The following is a 21,809-nucleotide window of genomic DNA, read 5'->3' on the forward strand; positions in this document are numbered from 1 at the left end:
GGTTACCAGATCTGCAAGGTATAGACCACCAGAAACCGGGTCTGGTTTTCATCGCGAAATGCCGCGCCGCCCGGGAAGTCATTGCGGTAGATCGACTTGCGCGCCAACAGCCCGACGTCTTTCAGCGGGCCGCTCTGCACCACATAGCCCAGCTCCATCTGGAACTCACGCTCTTTGCGGTCTTCAGCGTTGAAGGCTGCCAGCTCGATATTGTCGCCGCGCACATAACGCAACCGCCCCTTCAGACCGGGCACCCCGGACGCCACGAAGTCATAGTCATAGATGGCTTGCCAGGTGCGCTCCTTGGCACTGAGAAAGTCTGAACTCATGGTCAGTTCGCTCATGCCCATCAACTCTGTGCCGCTGATATAAGGGGTTGCCGTGTCTCCACTGGAATGCATGTAACCCAGGCCCAGGCGGTGCCCGCCGAAACGGTAGCTGAACAGTGCCGAGAGGTTGCGGTTGTCCACTGCGCCGGCCTTGGCACTGCCAGCTTCGCGGCTGAAAAAACTGCGCAGGTCGCTGGTGAGCACACCGTCACCCAGCGGCAGGTTATGCAGCAGCGCCAGGGTGTCCTGTTGGTACAGGTCGGCCACCTCGGCATGGTAAGCGCGCAGACTGAGATCCTGGTTGACCTGGTAATCGCCTCCCAGGTAGGCCATGTGTGAAGTGGTGGCGGCGCCGTTGAAACGCCCGTTCGGCGAGGCGATGGTCATGGCCTGATAGTCCGTGGAATCGCGCTTGTTGATGCGATCGATGTAGCCAGTGTTCAGGGTCAGGCCGTCGATGTCTCTGGAACTGATGGTGCTGCCGCGAAAGGTTTGGGGTAGCAGTCGCGAGGGGCTGGCAAAGGCGAACGGCAGGAAAATCGACACATCCCCGGATTTCAGTGTGGTTTTGGCAAATCGCAATTTGGCAGTCGGTGCCAGGCGCGAGTAATCATCCGCCGCACGCTTGTCGCCGGCCGACACCGGCAACAGTTCGGTGCCGCTGCGATCCGGCGCGGAATCGAGCTTGACGCCCAATAACCCCCGGACGTCCAGTCCAAAACCCAGCGGGCCCTCGGTAAACCCCGATTCCATGTTCATGATGAAACCCTGGGCCCACTCCTTGGCAGCGGTCTTGGCCCCGCCATCCTGGTATTCACGGTCCAGGTAGTAATTGCGCAGGGTCAAGATGCCATGGGCGTCGTCAATAAAGCCCTCGGCCCGAAGCTGGGTGGGCACAACGCTCAAGCCTAGCAGCATCAGCAATAACCTTGGGTAGATGCTGGACACACAGGCGGCTGACGCCGCCGCAACGGCGTTCGTAGGGATTTTTGGCATGTTCGATGTCCATTTTTTATTGTTGTTTTAGCTACCGGTGCGCGCAGTACAACCGGATTCGCGGACAGAGAATGGAAACAGTCGAAGGCAATCGTCAATCACCAGTGACCGATAATCGAACATTAATATTATTATCTATTTCTATGACACATATGAAACCAGACGCTTAGTTATTGTTTTATAGGGTTTATTTTTGATTTCTTGCGTTACCAAGGGCCAGCTTCATTTTTTAGTTATATTTGTTATCTTAATCGCAGCCGCCCTCTTCAGCGTGCCCACCACGACGGAACGGCTCGACTCCACAATAAAAACAACAATGAGGTTCACCCATGGACACTCCATCACGTCATTCGACGCTGACAATCGCTTTGTGCTTTATCGTTGCGCTGATCGAAGGTTTCGATCTGCAAGCCGCCGGCACTGCTGCCGCCGGGCTGCGTCAGAGTTTTGCCCTGGACCCGAAAATGCTGGGGTGGGTGTTCAGCGCCGGGATCCTCGGCCTGTTGCCCGGGGCATTTTTTGGCGGCTGGATCGCCGATCGCATCGGGCGCAAGAAAATCCTCATCACTGCCGTGCTGCTGTTTGGCCTGTTTTCCCTGTGCACAGCCTATGTGGAGAGCTACTCCAGCCTGTTGCTGGTGCGCTTCATGACCGGCCTGGGCCTGGGCGCCGCCCTGCCTAACCTGATCGCCCTGTGCGCCGAGGCCGTGAGTGAACGCAATCGCGGCACCGCCATCAGCTTCATGTACTGCGGCGTGCCTTTGGGCGGGGCACTTGCGGCGGCGGTGGCAATGTTCTCCAGTGAGCACTGGCAAACCACCTTTATCATCGGCGGCCTGGCGCCCTTGTTGGTCGTGCCGCTGATGGCCCTGCTGCTGCCCGAATCCACTGCCTTCCGCAAACAACACTCAGCAACGGACAACCTGCGACCATCCACTACCCAGGCACTGTTCGGTGAAGGCCGCGCACGCAACACCCTGGCCTTGTGGCTGAGCTACTTCTTCACCCTGACTGTGATGTACATGCTGCTCAACTGGCTGCCGTCATTACTGCTGGAACAGGGCTTCAGCAAATCTCAGGCGGGCATGGTGCAGATGCTGTTCAACATTGGCGGCGCCCTCGGTTCGCTGCTCGGTGGCCTGCTGCTGGATCGTTGCAACAAATTCAAAGTGGTGCTGTTCGTGTATGCCGGGTTACTGGTGGCGCTGGCCGGGGTCGGCCTGTCGATCGGTATCGTACCCATGTCGATTGCCGGGTTTGCCGCCGGGCTGTTTGTCATGGCTGCTCAACTGGTGCTCTACGCCCTGGCGCCACAGTCCTACCCGACCGCAGTGCGCGCCACCGGCGTCGGCGCGGCAGTGGCAATCGGTCGCCTGGGCTCAGTGGCGGGCCCCCTGGCCGCCGGGCAGATCCTTGCCGCCGGAGCCGGCACCAGTGGCGTGCTACTGGCAACCTCACCCGGGCTGGTGATCGCTGCCCTGTCGATCCTCACTGTGATCGCCCGCTCCCGATTGAGCGATAAAGCACAGGTGAAGGCAGCCTGCTGAAGCTGATCGAAAGCAGCCCTTCCGGGGGCCTGCTTTCAAACGCTAAAAATCGATACTAAAAAAGCTACCGCGCTCTTGAGCAAGTCGCCACTTTTGCCAGCACCTTTGGCGGTGCCGCATCAGCCAGAGCATGAGTCGCAGGGGCAATTGCTAAGACAACTTGCCGGTGGAGCCTGTATTTCGTAGCTTGAAAACCGGATGGATACCCCCAGTAGGTCATATGTCGGCTCAGCAGGCTCAACGGGGCATCAGCCATTACTTGATGCATCGCTACAACTGGATACGGCCTCATCAATTCAATGGCGGGCTAACGCCCGCGGAGGCCGAGAAAAACTAAAGTCGTGCCCGGAGTTAGTTGACCACTGCACCTGTCAAAATCCCCATGTCGCTCCCTTAAATATTTGGCGGGTCTTTAGCATCAGCAACGCTGTCATGGCAGAATGCCCCGCCAACAATAACGGAGCCTGTGATGAGAACCTTCGCAATAGCTGCACTAGTACTTCTTCTTACAGGGTGCGTGTCAAAAATCGTTGAGTACACTCCGTCCAGGATCAGCCCGGAACAGGCGCGTTCGGTAATTGAGCAGGTACTTATGGAGCAACCTCTCAAGACCAGGCCGGAGCAGGTCGTGTTTACTGATGAGTACATTGGTTATGGCAGCGGCATACTCTCGACCACCAGCGGCTTTGCCAGCGCAGTCCCTCTGGGTGGCGGAGCGATAGCCGCAGGCAATTCAAGAACATCGTCAAAAGCCGTTCAGACTCGTATTTACTACAACTCAATCGGCAGCGTGGCCCTCTACTCGAAACGCGGTCGATGGGTTGTGCAAACCCGGAGTACTGGCGGGAACGTCATGAACAGCTCACTTGTAGATACGCAGAAGAAAGCTGAGCGTTTCGTGGATGCGATGATTTCTCTGAAGCGCGGATAGAAGTGACCAAAAACCATAAGTCGCTCAAAACCAATAATGGGGACATTGGGTAATACCAGCGCAACGGTATAAACCGCTACGTTTTGCGTATCACTGTCGAAGACGGGTTAGTTACCCCATGGGATTCAAAGTCTCGCTAAACAATTGCCCGATCCATTACCTGCAAGCTCAAGCACCGGGGTCGTACCAATATGGGCGTGGATAACACAAGGAGAGCGATATGCCAGACCCCACCCTCACCTTCAAATGCCTTGGCCACACCAAACGAGACGACGGCTTGATTGGGCGCTATCACCTGGAAGTCACCGATAATCGGAGTGACAGGACTGTGACGGTCTCGGTCGAGCCCAGGCACCTTGCATCAGCCAGGAGCATGAAAACAATCCTGCTAGACCGGTGCATGTTCTACAGGGCAACACGCGCGGAGCACGACCAGATGCTACTTGAGATGACTCATCCACAACCAAAAGCAACCAAAGAATAGCGCGGGCCGGGCCTACGGGTCGGGATCAAGGTGTTTAGCCGATACGGCTGCTACATACTTTCCAGTTTCCAATATCCAAATCGACGAAACGCTGCAGACCGTTAGCGCGTAAGCACAAATTGATCAGATAGCCCCCAGGCCGATTATTCATTCACCATGGAGTTTGTGATGGCCCTGACCCAAATGCAGATTATTCAGTCACTGGGCGAAGCTATGGCCTGGTTTGAGCGGGAGCGTCAGTGGGGAGTACCACCGACCGAGCTTAGACATCTTTGCGGGCGCATCGGGGAGTTGTATGCGGCGCTGATAACCAATGGCCAAATGGCTGTATCCGTTAACCAGAAAGGTTATGACGTGGTCAGCGCACTGGGCGAAAAAGTGTCCGTTAAGACGACTGCAAAGATGGATCACGCAGGTCACATATCCTTCAATCCGCGGTCACTTTCCGAGGTAGACAGGGTGATTATTCTGCGAATCAATACCGATGACATGGAGGTTGAAACGCTGCTCGATGCGTCTACTGAGGATGCGCTGGTAATGATGGGCCCAGAGACCCAGGGAAAACGCTCCATCCCGTTGAGCCGGCTTTTGAAACGATCGAAACCTCAGAGCGAGCTGGTGACAGTCAACCAGGTGAGCTACTGCGGGTACGTCGTACGAGAGCTTGAGACCGGAACCATTGCTGTATTCCGGGAAGGCCAACCGATACAACCGACAAAACCGGCCCTCAGAGAGATGGCGATAAATCTGAACATCTCGCTTGTAAATTCAAACGGTAACCCATTCAACACCAGACAACTAGGTAGCCTAATAATCCAGAGCGTAAAGGCGCTCATGGAAAGCTTGCCGGCGCCTAGGGATTAATGGTGTTGGGCTTTGCGCCGGCAGTGCTGCGGCAAGCTCGCAATCGGCGCCAGAGGCCTTCGAACGGATCATCGCCGTCCACAGCATCCACTACCCAAAGCGAGCTAAGGCAGCACTACATGCGCCGCATAGCCCGCGTCCAGCAATGCAAACGACAAACCCTGCCGGCCAGCAGAATTAAAGAAAGGACCGGTCATGGCCAAGTCAGTAAAGATGTCGCCAATTAAGCCGCCTAGAAGCTCATGCCAGTATTACAACACCGCCAAATCTTGCTCCACGGGTTAGTCTTCTGGATTGTTATCAGAGAAGGATTTGTTCAGAAGACCCTCGATCACGCTGTCAGGGTTGCCCAGCAGCTGTTTGTTAAAGGCCTTCCCATCCTCTGAACGCGTAGCGAGAAGTCCCCAGGACTTTGTTCCATCGGCACTAAAAACAACACTGAGCTGATTGTCTGCACAGTCGTGTGGCTTGCACATATGCCCCACGGTGAAGCTTTTTCCTTCAGCCGAAACCTTCTCAACCGGCGACGCGACGCCCTGAGCTTTGCTGACCCAGCTCGGAAAGCTAAGCATCTCGGCATAGGCTTTTTTGTACGGACTCTTGCTGGCTAACTCGGGCAGATACTGCTCCGCTGAAGCTCCAGCCGCGATCAACATCATGCAAGATCCAGTCAGGATTGAGAGGCGTGTTTTTTTCATTTCAATAACTCCCTGTAAGCAACTTGGTGAGCGCATCACGCGATGCGGAACTCAATACGTCGGACTCAGCCTCGCCTGAGAAGTTTCGATAATCCGCCGCAGCAAACATTCTAGATCAGAGAGGTTGATCACGGCCGAGGAATAATCCGTGCTGCGTGTTCATAACCCGGCAGCAAAATGTTTACCTCGTCCAGCCAAACTGACATTTCAGTTTCGACACCTTTGATCCAGGCCTGCGCGGTCGCGTTGCGGTCGAACGTCTGGCTTTCCTGATAAACTGTCACATCCTTTTGCATGATGCGGATCTGCGCGGTGTAACTCGTCGATCCATCCTTGCGCTTGCGAACGGTGACAGTGCCCATGATTTTGCTGCGCGAAGGTTTTAAAACTCAGAGCATCTGTAAACATTATCTGGCTCCAATCTAATCCCTGTATAAATTTTGTACCACCATCCCATCCTTGAACGACCATTCGCGAAAGAAAGACCGTTTACATAAGCGGCAGCGAACGACCAAAAATAGGCACCCAGTTGTACTTATGGAACTCGAGGTCGTTCATTCCTGATTTTTATCAGGTATGACAGACTCTTCTTTTTTGCGGACGCTTTGTGAGAAAACCATGGAGATTCGACGGTTCAGAATCGGGGATGAGATTGCGTTGTTCGACGTCTTTTACTCTGCCATTCATGAAGTCGCGTCACGCGATTACACTCGCGATCAAGTCGAGGCCTGGGCTCCTGCTGATCTTGATCAGACGCTATGGGCGGAGCATCTTCGAAATCTCCGCCCATTCGTGGCTGAGGTAGACGGGAAAATTGTGGGCTATGCCGATATTCAACCGAACGGTTACATCGACCATTTTTTTGTGTCGGGTACTCATCCTCGGCAAGGAATAGGCACTTTACTCATGAACCGTATCCATGAAGAAGCCAGGTTACTTGGCATTGACGAACTGACTTCAGATGTCAGCAAGACCGCTGAAAGGTTCTTTGAATTGTACGGTTTTCATGTCGTGCGCCGAGGATTTCCGATCCGTCGGGGCGTAACACTTCAGAATGCACTGATGCAGAAAAACCTAAAATGAGGCTCATTAATGCCTCGGGTGGACCAGCTGCCACTTCGGGTAGGCTGCTGCCAATCACGCGAAATCCTCAGCCTTGTCAGTGATGGATGGTACGAGGCAATTCACTGCACGGGGATGCAGCCTTACAGATGCAGTATCACAACCCCACATCACCTAAAGCATAAGCACCAGGCGTGCCTAGCTACGACTTCATTCACCGGGAAACTTGTATCGAAAAAGGATAATTAATATACGATTTTCTGCAGGCTAATCGAGCAAGACTACAACCAAAAACAACTTCCAACCTCTCACAATCAGCATCGATTTCTTTAATAGCTACGATAGCAGTGAAAAAAACAGCACTCGAAAAATGACGCCAGCTCAGACTTTACATTTTTAGTCGGGCGAGGTTGATTGGCTAGCCATTGTTTTCTCCAGGCAAAAAAATACCCGCGCCTGGCGGGTTAGTTGAGTTGAAAGCTATCGCTGTAGTAATGCTGCCCATCTATTGAGCTGCCCTTTCCTGTCGGGCACACTCCGGAGTCCTCATTACCCGATAACAGGAGTTTACGGATGCCATTTCCACAGACGGAACATAATGCTTTGCTGGCCCTAAAAGGCGTTGGACCGACCGTTATCGCTCGCCTAGAGCAGATGGGCATTGACTCGCTTAATTTACTCAGCAAGGCGAGTGTCGACGACATCCTGGCTCAGGCATCAGCAGCAGTTGGATCGACTTGCTGGAAGAACAGTCCCCAAGCCCGGGCAGCTATTACCACTGCTGTTAGATTTGCCAAGGACTATCATGCGAACACAGTTGATTCATAAAACTGACTCGTACTCCCTCAATGCTTGTGGTTAGCCGTGTTGCCACTGATGTCGAAATTGCTCCGCCACCGTTGATATCCCCCGTGAGGCGCAGCCCGCGGTTGATCAGCACTTCGCCGTAAATGGTCACATCATCGAGCGCGATCGCCCCGGACGTCACCGCCACAGCGCTATCCGTAACGGTCGCCGCCGACCTTGATATCCACCAGGCCAGTCGGCAGCACAATGCTGTAACCGTGAGCCAGCGCTCGACGTGATCGCGGTTATCCGGGGCGAGCCCGGCATCGCCAAACAAGCCCGGCACATCGGCGGCCGGGCAGTCAGGTCCAGGGCGACTACATAGCACTCCTTGACCATGCCCGCGATCATGCGGTCGTGCTCGGAAAGGACGTGGCTCATGGGCCAACCTCACCGCCCACGCTGAACACCAGCGAGCCGGGCTTTTCGTCGGGCCAGTGCCATTTCCTTAACCATGGCGCCTACACGGTTTGCCCGCTCGATCGCGCCGGGTTGACCCAGCTCGGCTTCACGCTTGCAAACCCATGCCTGGGCGGCCTGTTTTCGGGCGAAGGTCTGGCTCTCTTGGTAGACTTGCGCCCCGTCACGAATCAGGCGTATCGGTGCCGTGTTACTAATGCTGCCGTCGGTGAGTTTGCCTGCTCTGATAGTGGCCATGGTCAACTGGTACAATTCGAAATCGGGTTGGTACTTCGTACCACTCACCACCTAAAACACGCCTAAAACACGTAGAGCAAAATGGTACAGAATTCAGCTACACCCCACGTAAACACAGGCTCTGCGGTGTCCAGACGCTTTAGCGTGGCCCCTATGATGGACTGGACCGATCGTCATTGCCGTTTCTTCCTGCGCCTGCTATCGAAAAACACCCTGCTCTACACCGAGATGGTGACCACTGGCGCACTGCTTAACGGTGATGCCGAGCGCTTTTTACGTCACGACGAGGCTGAGCATCCGCTGGCTCTGCAGTTGGGCGGCAGTGTTCCCGCCGATCTGGCAGGCTGCGCGCGCATGGCCCAGGCCGCCGGGTATGACGAGGTGAATCTGAATGTCGGCTGCCCGAGCGACCGGGTGCAGAACAATATGATTGGCGCATGCCTGATGGCTCATCCGGCGCTGGTTGCCGATTGTGTGAAGGCCATGCGTGACAGCGTTTCCATTCCGGTCACGGTCAAGCACCGCATTGGTATTAACGGACGCGATAGTTACGAGCAGCTGTGTGACTTTGTTGGCACCGTTCGGGATGCGGGTTGTACCAGTTTTACCGTGCATGCGCGTATTGCGATTCTTGAAGGGCTGTCGCCGAAAGAAAATCGCGATATTCCACCTTTGCGTTATGACGTTGCCGCGCAGCTGAAAGCTGATTTCCCTGAGCTGGAGATTATTCTCAACGGCGGGATCAAGACGCTTGAACAATGCCAGGAGCATTTGCAGGTGTTTGACGGGGTGATGCTCGGGCGTGAGGCTTATCACAACCCGTACATTCTGGCTGAAGTCGATCAGCAGCTTTTTGGCAGTACCGAACCGGTGATTTCACGGGCCCGGGCCCTGGCGCTGTTGCGCCCTTATATCGCGGCGCACATTGCTGCGGGCGGGGCAATGCACCATATCACCCGGCATATCCTGGGGCTGGGCCAGGGCTTTCCCGGTGCGCGGCGCTTCCGTCAGTTGCTGTCTGTGGACATCCACAAGGCCAAGGACCCACTGGCCTTGCTGGATCAAGCCGCAGAGCTGCTGGAAGGCCGCTGAATCGCAGGCAATTAAAAAGGGCCGTCCTGTACAGGACGGCCCTTTTTTATCGGTTGCCGCTCAAGGGTCAGTGACGCTCGAGTGCATTCACCAGATCATGGAACGCTTCACGGTTGGAGTCGTTGAGCCCCATCAGAATTTTGTGGGCTTCAAGCACTTTGACCCGGACCACTTCTTCAGACTGGTCCTGGGATGGCAGGTCTGTCAGGCACTCAGGGCACGGAATTGGCTTGCCGATGATGTTGAACACCTGATCGAAGCCCATCGACTGCAGAAGTCGCGTGATGTCTTCGTGGGTGGTGACAACTGTCGGCAACAGGCCGATTTTCTGGCGTGACAAAATCGACAGTTTCGCCAGCAAACCCAGGGTGGTGCTGTCGATGCTGCGGGTTTCGGTGAGGTCAATGACGATGGCGTTGAAATTCAGCGCCGTGAAAATCCTCTCGATTGTCGCATCCAGTGCCGAACACAGTGTCAGGCGCACTTCACCCACAAATTTCAGGACAAATGTACCGTCCTGTTCGGCGAACTGAATTCTACCGGTACTCATTTAAGATTCCTGCTTAACACCAACAAGGCGATATCATCCGGCATCTCCCCGAGCGTAGCTAATCCAAACTCTTGGCGCAGGCCATCCAGGCTGCCGCCAGCTGCTTTTACCAGTTGTGGCAAAGCTGCCTCTTTCTCTTTGAGCGTCTGCTCGGTCAAAAGGTCCAAAATTCCGTCCGACATCAGTGTAAGACTGAAAGCTTCCGGCAACTTCAGAACATGATCTTCATAGGTCGCTTCGTTAAACAGGCCAACCGGCAGCCCTCGCCCTTCCAGGTAGCCCACGCTGTCAGGCGTGTAAAGCACCGGCAATGGCAGGTGGCCGCCAATGCTGTAAGTCAGCACGCCGGTTTCTTCATCAATGACTCCGCCGACCATGGTCACGTGTTTGCCCAGCTTGCAGTTGATCAGGCCGCGGTTGATGTGCCCAAGCACTTCTGAAGGCTTGAACTCGGGCAGAGTCCCGTTGCGTTTGGACTCGAACAGCAAGCGCGTGGTCATGAACTTGAGCAGCACGGTTACAAACGCGGATGACGCACCGTGACCGGAAACGTCAGCCAGATAGAAGGCTACCCGTCGCTCATCGACCCTGAAGTAATCCACGAAATCGCCGGACAAATACAGGGAAGGAATAATTTGATGAGCAAAGTTGAAATCATCAATGGACCAGGGGCTGATGGGCAGCATGTTCATCTGCACCTGGCGCCCGGCATTCTGGTCTTCCTGCAAAAGATGCAGACTGGCTTCGAGCTCGCGGTTGGCAGACTCCAGCTTGTCGCGGTAGCGCTGGTTTTCCACCAGCAGCCGCGCGCGATCCAGCGCCCGATGTACTGAGTGCTCCAGAACGGCCAGATCTTCAAGCGGCTTGATCAGGTAGTCGGCAGCACCCAAGCGCAGCGCCTCGACCACATCGCTCATCACGCCCGCACCGGAAATCACGATCACCGGGGTTTGCGACGAGCGCTGCGCTACCTGCCGGATCAGCTCCAGGCCACTCATTTGGGGCATGCGCAAGTCACAGATCACTAAGTCTGGCTGCTCTTGCTCGAACACCTGAAGACCCTGCATGCCATTGCTGGCCTGGAGGACGCTGAAGCCGCTGTCTTCCAAGTAGGCTGCCAAACTGGCGCGTACTACTTCGTCGTCATCAATGATCAGCAGCGTGGCACTGGTTTTTTGCATGTGGGCAAATGGCGCCAGAATTGGGTTGGCGTAGGAGCTCGAACGGGTCGGGCTCAACGACTGAATTGGCTTATGAACATCCCTGATTCAAATCGATGGTATTGCTCGATCCTACAAAGGTGCCCGTGTAAGGCGCAGACGGTACTCCCATCCGCGGGGGGTTTCAAGCTCAGGCCGATGGTGGCCGCAGGTCTTCGTCAAGTTAAATTCCTGCGGGTTATAAGAACCTCGTGAACGGCAACTAAAACCAAGGTTCGAGCCCCGCCAAAAGTAACCTTCACCCCACCCCGACAATGCAAAAAACGGCCCTCAGGGCCGTTTTTTGCAGCAACAGCGCAAGAATCAAAAGTCGTCTTCAACCTGCCCGTCTTTGATCTTGAACTCGCGGTTCTGCAGATACGCATTGCGGATAAAGACGTACCTGTCACCCGTAATGAGCTTTTCAGCAGACAGCAAGCTGGCGCGGGTATCAATAACATCCATGCCGATTGCCATGTTACGGGCCGGGATATCATTCATGTAACGGTACGGTTCGGCGAAGGTGTCCGGATAAATGGCGACTGCGTCACGCACGGTGCTCGGACCCAGTACCGGCAACATCACGTAAGGACCACTAGGTACACCCCAGTACCCCAGGGTTTGCCCGAAGTCTTCAGCGTTGCGCTGCAGGCCCATTTTGGTGCCGACATCGAAGAAACCGGCCACACCGAGGGTGGTATTCATCAACAGACGGGCCGTGTCTACACCCGCAGCCTGGGGCTTGGCTTGCAATACATCGTTGGCCAGGTTGCGCACGTCGCCAATATTTCGATACATGTTATGGATGCCATCCTCCAGAAATTGCGGAGTGATGAACTGGTAGCCCTGGGCAAGGGGCTTCAAGGCATAGGTATCGAGCTTTTCGTTGAATTTGAAAATGACCCGGTTAACTCCTTCCCACGGGTCATCTTCGGTGGCGGCGTTGGCGGTGAATGGGACCATCGCAACACCGGCACAGACACATATTTGAGCAAGACGATCGGTCCAGCGCATAGCAAAGCTCCTAAAAAATACATAATACTTGGGCGCTACGCCCTGGGTCAGGCGCAGAGTATAACGGTAATTGGATTTTCGGCGCCCAAAGAAACACCTGCAACAGACTGGCCCATGCAGCAGTCGTTCCGAAAATAATTACATTTGTTATAAATTCCCGCATCTCGCCCCTCTCTGCCGGCAAAAGCCGCTATAGGGATTTTGATAGAGATCATGCATGCTTGGCCCGAGTGGATTAATCTAGAGGCCCGCTTACAGACCTTTTGTTCACGGCGAAGGTCTATACAGAGCCTATCAATAAAGGATGAATGCTATGCCTGCCGGCGATCTGCAAAAACAACTCGACTCCCTGCGCGAGCAACTTGATAAAAACCCGCCACTTTCCCTTGACGAGCGGGACGACCTCAACAAACTCGCCGAACAGATCGATGCCCAGATCAAAGTCGAAAACGCAACTCAGGACACCAGCCTGGTCGACAACGTTAATCTGGCGGTAGAACGCTTTGAGGTCGAGCACCCTACCCTGGCTGGCACCTTGCGCAATATCGTACAAACCCTGGGTAATATCGGGATCTGATTTCCCGTAACACCCCGGACACAAAAAAGCCCCGACTCAATCGAGTCGGGGCTTTTTTTATTGCTCAGGCTGTCAGAGCCCTGATTGACCACTCAACGCCAGGTCGAGCAGCTCACGGTTGGCTACCGCATACATTGCGTAGTCATTGCCGGTGGCGGCACGCAGATCCACCAGCATCGAGCGCCAGCGCTCAACCATCGAGTTGTTCTGCTCAAGCCACAATGCCAGACGCGCTTCGATTTCAGTCGGGGCATCAGCCATTTGCAGTACCGAGACGGTAATTGCACGCTGCTGCCAGTCGATATCATCACGGAACGCTTCACGGGCCAGCGCCTGCCAGTTGTTCTCTACCGGCAGGTTGCTGATTTGCTGCAGGTACCAGGTCAGATCCAGCGCACTGCCGACGGCGAAGTACGCCTTGGCCACATCCGCAGCATTCTGGCCGGTCACATCCGAAGCCTCGATGATCGGCAGCAAGGTGTACAGGTGCGTAGTACCAGCCACCATCCGCGCCAGCAACTCCGGTACACCGGCTGCGACGTAAGCCTGGTAGCGGGTCTGCCAGCCCTCGCGGGTTGCACCTTCCAGCAGTTCGTCGAGCTTGAGCCCCAACGCCGCCAAATGCGGGCCGAAATGCGCCACGTCACGTGCCGCATCCAGTTCGTTGCGACGACTGCGCAGGAACCAGCGGGTGGCACGACGACCCAGACGCATCAACTCGTCCATCAGCGCCAGCTGGATTTCGGCCGGAACCTGGTAATCCAGAGCTTCGATCTGACGGAACCAGTGCGGGAGATGGAAGATGTCGCGCACGATCACATAAGCACCCGCCACATTGGCAGCACTCATGCCGGTCGACTCTTTCAGCCGCTCGACAAAGGTAATGCCCATGTGATTGACCAGATCGTTGGCGATCTGGGTGCTGACGATTTCACGCTTGAGGCGGTGACGACGCATGGCAGCGGCAAACTTGCTGACCAGCATCGGCGGGAACGCGGTTTCCATGTCACGGGTCAGGTAGTCGTCATCCGGTACCTGGGAGTTGAGCAAGGCTTCCTTGAGGTCGATCTTGCTGTACGAGATCAACACCGACAGCTCGGCACGGGTCAGGCCATGGCCCGCCGCTACGCGCTCGTTGAGTTGCTCTTCGGACGGCAGGAACTCAATGGCACGGTCCAGCTTGCCACGGGCTTCCAGATCGCTCATCAGACGCTTGTATTCAGCAATGCGCTCGTATGCACGGCGCGCCGCCAAAGAAATGGCCTGGGTCTGCTTGTAGTTGTTGCCCAACACCAGGCCGCCGACTTCATCAGTCATGCTGCCCAGCAGCTGATTACGCTGCTTCTCGGTCATATCGCCAGCCTGCACCACTTCGTTGAGCAGGATCTTGATATTCACTTCGTGGTCAGAGCAGTCCACGCCACCGGCGTTGTCGATGAAGTCGGTATTGGAACCGCCGCCATTGAGGTTGAATTCGACACGGCCCAACTGGGTCATGCCCAGGTTGCCGCCCTCGCCCACAACCTTGCAGCGCAACTCGTTGCCGTTTACCCGCAACGCGTCGTTGGCCTTGTCGCCTACATCGGCATGGCTTTCGCTGCTGGCTTTGACATAGGTACCGATACCGCCGTTCCACAACAGATCTACCGGCGCCTTGAGCAAGGCATTCAGCAGTTCGGTCGGGGTCAGCTTGTCGGCGGTAATTGCGAAACGCTCTTTCATCTCAGGGGAGATGGCGATGCTTTTCGCACTGCGCGAGAAGATCCCGCCGCCTGCCGACATGATGCTGGTGTCGTAATCCGACCAGGCCGAACGCGGCAGGTCAAACAGGCGCTGACGCTCGACGAAGCTATTGGCCGGCTCCGGGTTCGGATCGATGAAAATGTGCAGGTGGTTGAATGCCGCGACCAGTTGCAGCTTGTCGGACATCAACAGGCCGTTGCCGAACACGTCGCCGGCCATGTCACCGACGCCAACCACGCTGATGCTGTCTTGCTGAACGTTGATGCCACGCTCTTTAAAGTGGCGCTGCACGCCCACCCAGGCGCCTTTGGCGGTAATGCCCATTTTTTTATGGTCATAACCGGCCGAACCGCCCGAAGCAAACGCATCACCCAGCCAGAACCCGTAATCAATGGCAATGCCGTTGGCAATGTCGGAGAAGGTCGCGGTCCCTTTGTCGGCTGCTACCACCAGGTACGGGTCATCGTCATCGTGACGGACCACGTTCAATGGCGGTACCAACGCGCCGTCCTTGAGGTTGTCAGTGATGTCCAGCAGACCGGAAATGAAGATCCGGTAGCAGGCAATCGCCTCGGCCTGGATTTCGTCGCGTCCGCCGCCCAGTGGCAGACGACGTGGCACGAAACCGCCCTTGGCGCCCACCGGCACAATGACCGAGTTCTTCACCTGTTGAGCCTTTACCAGGCCCAGTACTTCGGTACGGAAGTCTTCTTCACGGTCGGACCAGCGCAAGCCACCGCGAGCAACGTTGCCGAAACGCAGGTGAACCCCTTCAACCCGTGGCGAGTAGACGAAGATTTCAAACTTCGGCACCGGCTTTGGCAGCTCGGGAATCAGGTGCGGATTGAACTTGAAGCTGAAGTACGAACGGTTCTGGCCATTGGCATCCGGCTGGTAGAAGTTGGTCCGCAGGGTTGCTTTGATCAGATCCAGATAGCGACGCAGGATGCGGTCTTCGTTGAGTACCTGAACGTCATCCAGAGCAGTCAGGATCGCTTGCTCCAGACGCAGCTGCTTGTCATCCAGATCTTCTGCGGTCAGCTTGCGCGCCAGATAGAAGCGGGTTTTGAACAACCGGGTCAACTCGCGGGCGATGTCGGTATGGTTGTTCAGGGTGCTGGCGATATAGCCAAGGTCGAAGCCCAGGCGAATCTGCTTCAGGTAGCGGGCGTAAGCACGCAGCAATGCCACATCACGCCACGGCAAACCGGCGGTCAGTACCAGGCGGTTGAAGGCATCGTTCTCGGCGTCACCCTTGACGATATGCACGAATGCATCCTGCAGGGTGTCGTTGAGTTGCTGGATATCCAGATTCAGGCCTTCGCCCGCGGTGAAGGCAAAATCATGGATCCAGAACTCACGGCCATTGGCATGCCGCAGGCGGTACGGGAACTCGCCCAGTACGCGCAAGCCCAGGTTCTCCAGGATCGGCAACACATCAGACAACGCCAGTGGCGTATCTGCGTGATACAGCTTGCAATGCAGTTCCTGGCCGGCGCTTTGACCCAACGGCTGGTAGAAGCTCATCACCAGCGGGTTTTTCTCGCTCAGGCTCATCAGGTGCTGCATGTCGACCACGGCCGAGTGCGCGGCAAAGCGCTCGCGGTAGCCGGCCGGGAAGCCTTTCGGGAAGTCCGACAGCACCTTGGTGCCATTGGCTTCGCCGAAGCTTTCAACCACCAGGCTTGCGTAATCGTCCTGCCAGCTGCGGCAAGCCTGGACCACTTCTTTTTCCAGCATCAGCGGGTCGATATCGATCCGGTTTTTGGGATCGACCCGCAGGATCAGTTGCACGCGGGCCAGTACCGACTCGGAGAAGAAGGTCCAGAACTCGCAGTCCGAAGCTTGCAGACGCTCCATCAGCACTTGCTGGATTTTCTGCCGCACTTCGGTGGAGTACACGTCCCGTGGCACATAGGCCAGGCAGTAGCAGAAACGGCCATACGGGTCTTTGCGCAGGAACACGCGAATCTTGTTGCGCTCCTGGATTTGTACAATCGACATCACCGTGGTGAACAACTCGTCGACCGGGGTCTGGAACAGATCGTCACGGGGCAGGACTTCCACCACCTGAGCCAGTTCCTTGCCCAGGTGAGCCTTGGGCTGGAAGCCGGAACGGCGTTCGATCTCGGCAACCTTGCGCCGGATATAAGGAATCACCCGCACGCTCTCGCCGTATACCGACGAGGTATACAGGCCCATGAAGCGGCATTCCTTGATCACCTTGCCGTCGGCATCGATTTGACGAATCGAGACATAGTCAGGGTAAGCCGGGCGATGTACGCGACTTGGGTGCGCAGCCTTGGCAAACGACAGCAGGGTCGGCTCGCGCAGGTAGCTGACGGCGTAATCTTCGATGCGCAGGTCTTCGGCAGTCAGGCCGGCCCGCAGCAGCTTGGTCAGACCGAGGAACGACTGCGGGTCATATTCGATATGACCGCCATCCGCCTCGTCACGTACCACAAACTCTTCATAGCCCAGGAAAGTGAAGTGGTTGCCCACCAGCCACTCCAGGAAGCTCTTGATTTCGGCTTTCTCATCGGCATCGACGACGTACTGGCAGCTGTCGATACCTGCCAGCAACTCCTGGACCTTGTCTTTCATTGGCTCGAAATCAGCCACGGCGACGCGCACTTCACCCAGAACCTGTTCCAGTTCCTTGCTCAGCACATTCAATTCAGCGGCATTGGAGCAGCGATCGATTTCCAGGTACATCAGCGACTCTTGCGAGACGCCTTCGCCACTGGTGCCCTTGGGCAGAATTTCCAGCAACTCGCCTTTGCTGCCGCGGCGAACACTCAACACCGTGGTCTGCAGGGTGTGGATGCTGTAACCGCGGCGGTTCAGCTCGGTACGTACCGAATCCACCAGAAACGGCAAATCGTGATGCAGTACTTCTACGGCGGTGTGGGTCGACTGCCAGCCATGGCGCTCGTAATCAGGGTTATAGACCCGCACTTGCGGCTGCGCCGGATCGAAGCGTTCCAGCAGACGCCAGGCTGACAGCGTACAGCCGGCCAGGTCGGACATTCGACGTTGCGTGAGTTCGTCCAGGGAAATGATGCCGAAGAATTGCTCGGCAAACAGGGCTACTTGTGGCAATGCCTGTTCACTGATGTGCTGGGCCAGAGCTGCTTGCAGTTGATGCTGGAAGTCGGCTTTGCTGGCTGCGGTGAAGAACGCCATCTGTGGTACTCCGCTTGGGCTTGTTATTGAGAGAAGCGTCGCGTGCTGTTCCCGCGTGGGGAGCTGCCAATACTGTGCAAGGGCATATCTTGGCAGTTTACCTTGAAAGCACAGCATGACAGGGTGGTGAAGCTGGCCGCGACCCAGGGGTCACATTCACGTTCCAGGATGGGTATCTGCAAAAACGACTGCCGGATGAACAGGCTGTGTTTTTAAAGATAGCTATCACCCGCGAAGCTTAACGATTGAGCCGCCCGGCCTGCTTGCGATGCGGCGACATATTCGGTCATTGGGACGCAACCTTGCGGCCTGATAATGAACAACCCTAGCATTCCAATGGGGAAAACATTCCGAAAAGCACCTGTAAATCCTTTGCCAGTCACAAAAATGACTCGTACGACGCAATCCGGACTCTTCGACACATTTTCAATCAGGCCAGCATAAATCTGTGCAGGCTGGCAAAATCAACTTTTATTCAGCCGATACATGCGCCCGCAGCGCCAGGATTCCCCCCATGCAAATCACCACCCCGCTCCTCATGGCCAACCCGTGCGACGACGAAGAAGACAACATGGCCATGCTGTGTTGCCACAGCGAACAGGGCGAAATGTTCCTGATGACCCGCTATCCGGACGAAGACGAACTGGAAATCACCTTCGGCGACGTTGACGGACCTTCGGTTCTGGAAGGGGTAAAAGCCACCCTGAGCCCTACCCGCCTGCTGATTGAAATCAGTCCGTCTGACGCTGACGCCCTCAATGGCGACGATCATATCGAGATCCTTCACAGCGCAGACCCAAGCGAGCTGGCCGAAATCGAACAAACCCTGCACAACATCCTCAAAGGCACCGGCACCTACGTCAGCGAACTGGGCTGAACCACCTGACCACAACAACTGCTTACCCCTGAAACGCAGGTAATGCCGCCATGCGCCCGATCTTCGATGCTCACTGCCATATCATCGACAGCGCCTATCCGCTGATCCCGAACAACGGCTATATGCCCGAGTTTTTCAGTGTCGATGATTACCAGGAACGTACCCGCCCCCTGGGCATCGTCGGCGGGGCCGTGGTCTCGGGATCTTTTCAGGGTTTCGATCAGACTTACCTGATCGCTGCACTGAACCGCCTGGGCCCGGGCTTCGTGGGGGTAACGCAACTGCCCGCCAGCGTCACCGATACCCAGTTGCAAACCCTGGACCGGCATGGTGTTCGCGCCTTGCGCTTCAATCTCAAGCGCGGCGGTTCCGAGCAACTGGACCAGCTCGAATCCCTGGCCAAAAGGGTGCATGACTGCGTGGGCTGGCATTCGGAGTTGTATATCGACTCGCGGGAACTGCCAGCCATTGAAACCCGGCTGCTGCGCTTGCCAGCCCTGAGCATCGATCACCTGGGGCTGAGCCATGAAGGCTTGCCCAGCCTGCTGCGCCTGGCCGGATACGGGGTTCGGGTCAAAGCCTGCGGTTTTGGCCGGGTAGATTTCGCGCTGCCCGGCGTACTGCAACAGATTCACAGCGCCAACCCCCATGCACTGATGTTTGGCAGCGACTTGCCGTCGACCCGCGCGCCCCGCCCCTTTGCAGACAGCGACATCGTCCTGTTGAGCGATGCCCTGGGTGAGGACGGCGCCGCGCGGGCCCTGTGGCACAACGCCCGGGAGTTTTATCGCTTGAGCTAAACAGGGTGTTTAGCCACTGACACGAGAACAGCATGCGTAAGGATTACCTGGCTTTTTTCATTTCGCTGTTTGTGTCGCGGCTTGCCGACCAGATCCTGTTATTTATCGTGCCGCTGATTGTGTTCCAGACCACCAATAGCGTGTCGTGGGCCGGACTGGCATTTTTTGTCGAGTCTTTGCCGCGCTATCTGGCGTTCCCGGTCTGCGGGGCACTCTGTGACAAATACCCCCCGGTACGCATCCTGCACATCAGCCAGGTCTATCGCGCGGTTGCCTGCGTCATCGCCGTAGGGCTTTACGCACTGTTCGAAGGTATTTACTGGGTGGTCATCCTGTCAGCACTGTGCGGGGTACTGACCACCCAGGGCGTCATGGCCCGGGAGGTGCTGATGCCGCACATCTTCAAGCACTACACCTACGGCAAAACCCTGTCCTACTCGCAGATCGCCGATCAGAACGGGTTGGTCCTGGGGCCGCTGGTAGCTGCATTGCTGCTCGAAATCTGGGCCTGGCACTGGGTGGTCATGGCCGTAGCCGGACTCTTTGTCCTGGCCGATCTGGCGATGCTGTTCTGGCAACGCAATACCAGGGTCAACCTGCCAACCTTCGAACAACACCAAGACCTCTGGCTACAGCCATTGCGCATCGCCTTCAGGCATATCCGCCAATTGGCAGAGTTGCAAAAAATCATCGTCCTGGCAGTCGGCGTCAATCTGCTGATCGGTGTCACCCTGGCCACCTCCGCGGCCATGGTCATCGGCCAATATGCGGCCGGCAAGCAGACCTATGCCGGCTTGCAGGCCGCAGGCGCGCTGACGACCATTGCCATTCTGTTTTACCTGGCGCGCTCGACCCTGTCTTTGAAAGTGCTGGGCAGCCTGTCCTACTCCATGATCGCGTGTGGCGCGCTGATCACCGCCCTGAGCCCGAATATCTGGGCCTACACCCTGGGCTTCTTGCTGATTACCGGCTTCGACAAGATGTTCAACATCTACTTTCGCAGTGTTCGCCAGAAAGTCATCCCGCCACAGGATTTTGGCAAAACCGTGGGTGTGGTCAGTTTGCTCAACAACCTGTCCCAACCCTTGGCCGGACTACTGATTGCCCTGCTGGCAGGTCCCTTGGGCACCCAGACGGTCATCCTGTGGCTGACCGGTTTGACCGCCTTGATTGGCGTCACCCTGGTGACAATGGCCAGACGCCGGTAATGGCGAGGCGCAGATGAGCACTGTTCTCAACAACTCCCTGGATTTCGGATTTTTCCTTAAATATCGGATTTTTCCTTAAAAAGCTCCCCCTGCGATTAGTCCGCGACCCCTCCAATGGATTAAAGTAACGGCCCCAGCCCCGGCGTAACTCTTGCGCCGTCGGTGTCCTTTTCAGGAACAGTCAACGATGGAACATCGTGAAGCGCTGCTTGCGCTGCGAACCTTTCTCTCAACGCAGATTCTCGGTCAGGAAAAACTCATCGACCGCCTGCTGATCGCGCTGCTGGCTGACGGCCACATGCTGGTCGAGGGTGCGCCCGGCCTTGCAAAAACCAAGGCCATCAAAGAATTGGCGGAAGGGATTGAAGCGCAGTTCCATCGAATTCAGTTCACCCCCGACCTGCTCCCCGCCGACATCACCGGGACTGAAATCTATCGTCCGGAGACCGGCAGTTTCGTCTTCCAGCAAGGGCCGATTTTCCACAATCTGGTGCTGGCGGATGAAATCAATCGCGCGCCGGCCAAGGTTCAGTCGGCATTGCTCGAAGCCATGGCCGAGCGCCAGGTCAGTGTCGGGCGCAGCACCTACGAACTGTCGCCGCTGTTCCTGGTGATGGCCACGCAAAACCCGATCGAGCAGGAAGGCACCTATCCGTTGCCCGAAGCCCAGCTCGACCGCTTCCTGATGCACGTCAAAATCGGCTTCCCCGATGCGGCTGTCGAACGGCGCATCCTGCAGCAGGCCCGCGGCGAAGCGCTCAACGGTGAAACCAAACCCGAGCGCCGGGTCAGCCAGCAAGCCATTTTTGCTGCACGCAAGGAAATCCTCGGCCTGTACATGGCCGATGCAGTAGAGGAATACCTGGTGCAACTGGTCATGGCCACCCGTACTCCGGGCAAGTTCGACCCGGAAATGGCCGACTGGATCGCCTATGGCGCAAGCCCCCGCGGCTCGATTGCCCTGGACCGCTGTGCCCGGGCGCATGCCTGGCTGGCCGGACGCGACTTCGTCAGCCCCGAAGACATTCAGGCCGTGTTGTTTGACGTTCTGCGTCACCGGATCATTTTGTCGTTCGAAGCTGAAGCCGCCGGTATCGACCAGGACCGTGTGGTGCAGCGCATCCTTGACGTCGTTGCCGTCGCCTGACC

The 21,809-nt window shown here is 56.4% G+C and carries 17 protein-coding genes and 3 pseudogenes; 12 read left to right on the top strand and 8 right to left on the bottom strand.

What is annotated here, in order from left to right:
* Positions 1 to 2: 2 nt before the first annotated feature.
* The gene (locus tag WG29040_RS22400) at positions 3 to 1,325 is read right to left on the bottom strand and encodes an OprD family porin (protein WP_165439693.1); all 1,323 of its coding nucleotides are present in this window, start codon (positions 1,323 to 1,325) and stop codon (positions 3 to 5) included.
* 329 nt (positions 1,326 to 1,654) lie between these two features.
* On the opposite strand from WG29040_RS22400, the gene mhpT reads away from it, so the two are divergent.
* From mhpT to WG29040_RS22420, 4 genes and pseudogenes are all read left to right on the top strand, one after another.
* Positions 1,655 to 2,872 carry a 3-(3-hydroxy-phenyl)propionate transporter MhpT gene (mhpT, locus tag WG29040_RS22405; protein ID WP_127196897.1) on the top strand — a complete coding sequence of 406 codons (1,218 nt, stop codon included), beginning with the start codon at positions 1,655 to 1,657 and terminating at the stop codon, positions 2,870 to 2,872.
* A gap of 82 nt (positions 2,873 to 2,954) precedes the next feature.
* Positions 2,955 to 3,231 (top strand): annotated as a pseudogene (locus WG29040_RS22410) (integrase core domain-containing protein); the annotation flags it as partial.
* 110 nt (positions 3,232 to 3,341) lie between these two features.
* Positions 3,342 to 3,803 carry a hypothetical protein gene (locus WG29040_RS22415; protein WP_003444700.1) on the top strand — a complete coding sequence of 154 codons (462 nt, stop codon included), beginning with the start codon at positions 3,342 to 3,344 and terminating at the stop codon, positions 3,801 to 3,803.
* Positions 3,804 to 4,455: 652 nt separating this feature from the next.
* Positions 4,456 to 5,151: a hypothetical protein gene (locus WG29040_RS22420; RefSeq protein ID WP_127196898.1), complete on the top strand. Its 696-nt coding sequence runs from the start codon at positions 4,456 to 4,458 to the stop codon at positions 5,149 to 5,151.
* A gap of 281 nt (positions 5,152 to 5,432) precedes the next feature.
* Here the strand turns inward: WG29040_RS22420 and WG29040_RS22425 are convergent, their stop codons facing one another.
* Together WG29040_RS22425 and WG29040_RS22430 are read right to left on the bottom strand one after the other, a co-directional pair.
* Positions 5,433 to 5,849 (bottom strand): Ivy family c-type lysozyme inhibitor, encoded by a 417-nt coding sequence (locus WG29040_RS22425; RefSeq protein WP_003444702.1) that lies wholly within the window; start codon positions 5,847 to 5,849, stop codon positions 5,433 to 5,435.
* 200 nt (positions 5,850 to 6,049) lie between these two features.
* Positions 6,050 to 6,211, bottom strand: a pseudogene (locus tag WG29040_RS22430) (site-specific integrase); the annotation flags it as partial.
* Positions 6,212 to 6,425: 214 nt separating this feature from the next.
* Between WG29040_RS22430 and WG29040_RS22435 the strand changes: the two are divergent.
* Both WG29040_RS22435 and WG29040_RS22440 read left to right on the top strand, forming a co-directional pair.
* Positions 6,426 to 6,932 carry a GNAT family N-acetyltransferase gene (locus tag WG29040_RS22435; protein WP_256681567.1) on the top strand — a complete coding sequence of 169 codons (507 nt, stop codon included), beginning with the start codon at positions 6,426 to 6,428 and terminating at the stop codon, positions 6,930 to 6,932.
* Positions 6,933 to 7,484: 552 nt separating this feature from the next.
* Positions 7,485 to 7,739 (top strand): hypothetical protein, encoded by a 255-nt coding sequence (locus tag WG29040_RS22440; protein WP_003444708.1) that lies wholly within the window; start codon positions 7,485 to 7,487, stop codon positions 7,737 to 7,739.
* Between the two features lie 459 nt (positions 7,740 to 8,198).
* Here WG29040_RS22440 and WG29040_RS22450 read toward each other — a convergent pair.
* Positions 8,199 to 8,414: pseudogene (locus WG29040_RS22450) on the bottom strand (integrase); the annotation flags it as partial.
* Positions 8,415 to 8,495: 81 nt separating this feature from the next.
* On the opposite strand from WG29040_RS22450, the gene dusA reads away from it, so the two are divergent.
* On the top strand, positions 8,496 to 9,506 hold the full coding sequence (dusA, locus tag WG29040_RS22455) for a tRNA dihydrouridine(20/20a) synthase DusA (RefSeq protein ID WP_127196901.1): 1,011 nt from the start codon (positions 8,496 to 8,498) through the stop codon (positions 9,504 to 9,506).
* A 67-nt stretch (positions 9,507 to 9,573) separates the two neighbouring features.
* On the opposite strand, the gene rssC is transcribed toward dusA, so the two are convergent.
* The 3 genes from rssC to WG29040_RS22470 all read right to left on the bottom strand — a co-directional run bounded on the left by rssC (position 9,574) and on the right by WG29040_RS22470 (position 12,269).
* Positions 9,574 to 10,056 carry an anti-sigma factor antagonist RssC gene (gene rssC / locus WG29040_RS22460; RefSeq protein ID WP_010657349.1) on the bottom strand — a complete coding sequence of 161 codons (483 nt, stop codon included), beginning with the start codon at positions 10,054 to 10,056 and terminating at the stop codon, positions 9,574 to 9,576.
* Positions 10,053 to 11,237 (bottom strand): two-component system response regulator RssB, encoded by a 1,185-nt coding sequence (rssB, locus tag WG29040_RS22465; protein ID WP_003444715.1) that lies wholly within the window; start codon positions 11,235 to 11,237, stop codon positions 10,053 to 10,055. The genes rssC and rssB overlap by 4 nt, the downstream gene beginning before the upstream one ends.
* Positions 11,238 to 11,579: 342 nt before the next feature.
* Positions 11,580 to 12,269, bottom strand: coding sequence for a VacJ family lipoprotein (locus WG29040_RS22470; RefSeq protein WP_003444717.1), 690 nt, complete (start codon positions 12,267 to 12,269; stop codon positions 11,580 to 11,582).
* A 313-nt stretch (positions 12,270 to 12,582) separates the two neighbouring features.
* Here WG29040_RS22470 and WG29040_RS22475 point away from each other — a divergent pair, with 313 nt between their 5' ends.
* Positions 12,583 to 12,846, top strand: coding sequence for a DUF4404 family protein (locus tag WG29040_RS22475; RefSeq protein ID WP_003444719.1), 264 nt, complete (start codon positions 12,583 to 12,585; stop codon positions 12,844 to 12,846).
* A 72-nt stretch (positions 12,847 to 12,918) separates the two neighbouring features.
* On the opposite strand, the gene WG29040_RS22480 is transcribed toward WG29040_RS22475, so the two are convergent.
* The gene (locus tag WG29040_RS22480; protein ID WP_003444722.1) at positions 12,919 to 17,775 is read right to left on the bottom strand and encodes an NAD-glutamate dehydrogenase; all 4,857 of its coding nucleotides are present in this window, start codon (positions 17,773 to 17,775) and stop codon (positions 12,919 to 12,921) included.
* Between the two features lie 514 nt (positions 17,776 to 18,289).
* Between WG29040_RS22480 and WG29040_RS22485 the strand changes: the two genes are divergently transcribed.
* The 4 genes from WG29040_RS22485 to WG29040_RS22500 all read left to right on the top strand — a co-directional run bounded on the left by WG29040_RS22485 (position 18,290) and on the right by WG29040_RS22500 (position 21,807).
* Entirely contained in the window at positions 18,290 to 18,652 is a 363-nt protein-coding gene (locus WG29040_RS22485; protein WP_003444723.1) for a hypothetical protein, read from the top strand.
* 50 nt (positions 18,653 to 18,702) lie between these two features.
* Positions 18,703 to 19,452, top strand: a complete 750-nt coding sequence (locus WG29040_RS22490; RefSeq protein WP_003444724.1) for an amidohydrolase — start codon at positions 18,703 to 18,705, stop codon at positions 19,450 to 19,452.
* Between the two features lie 32 nt (positions 19,453 to 19,484).
* The gene (locus WG29040_RS22495) at positions 19,485 to 20,660 is read left to right on the top strand and encodes an MFS transporter (protein ID WP_127196902.1); all 1,176 of its coding nucleotides are present in this window, start codon (positions 19,485 to 19,487) and stop codon (positions 20,658 to 20,660) included.
* A 187-nt stretch (positions 20,661 to 20,847) separates the two neighbouring features.
* Positions 20,848 to 21,807 carry a MoxR family ATPase gene (locus WG29040_RS22500; RefSeq protein ID WP_003444726.1) on the top strand — a complete coding sequence of 320 codons (960 nt, stop codon included), beginning with the start codon at positions 20,848 to 20,850 and terminating at the stop codon, positions 21,805 to 21,807.
* Positions 21,808 to 21,809: the final 2 nt, after the last annotated feature.

Source organism: Pseudomonas sp. PAMC 29040 (genome assembly GCF_003994535.1).
Classification (GTDB): Bacteria; Pseudomonadota; Gammaproteobacteria; order Pseudomonadales; family Pseudomonadaceae; genus Aquipseudomonas; species Aquipseudomonas paraversuta.